Genomic DNA, 323 nt, shown 5'->3' with positions numbered 1-323 from the left:
GCTTCGGGCCGTCGCGGGAGTCGGACACGACGGTGTCTTGGAGCTATGAACCTTTTGGAGATGGCCTAACCGGTTGCTGCCTTACTCGCGCAGATGAGCCGGGTTCAGAGGCATTCGAGCCCCGGCAGATACGGCTTTTTATAAACTGTATATACGGTATTATCATAATCACCGAGATCGCTGCCAGCGAAAGCTAAGCCGAAAATGGTTGGAAAAGTAGCGGCTGATCTGGCCCTAAAACATCGATAATTGTTATTATGTACATCGACGAAATCACGTAGGGTAGTTTTCTCGATAGGCAGTGGAACTATGCTCGGGTGTAC

Annotated in this window: 1 protein-coding gene; it reads right to left on the bottom strand. The window is 50.2% G+C overall.

Annotated features, from left to right (window positions below; translation table 11 throughout):
- Positions 1-104: 104 nt before the first annotated feature.
- Positions 105-323: hypothetical protein (locus SB753_RS35860; RefSeq protein WP_410804845.1), on the bottom strand; the 219-nt coding region annotated here is incomplete at its 5' end.

Source organism: Paraburkholderia sp. SIMBA_053 (genome assembly GCF_046534895.1).
Taxonomy (GTDB): domain Bacteria; phylum Pseudomonadota; class Gammaproteobacteria; order Burkholderiales; family Burkholderiaceae; genus Paraburkholderia; species Paraburkholderia caledonica.
The sequence above is the reverse complement of the archived record's forward strand: the minus strand, read 5'-3'. Positions and strand labels throughout refer to the sequence as shown.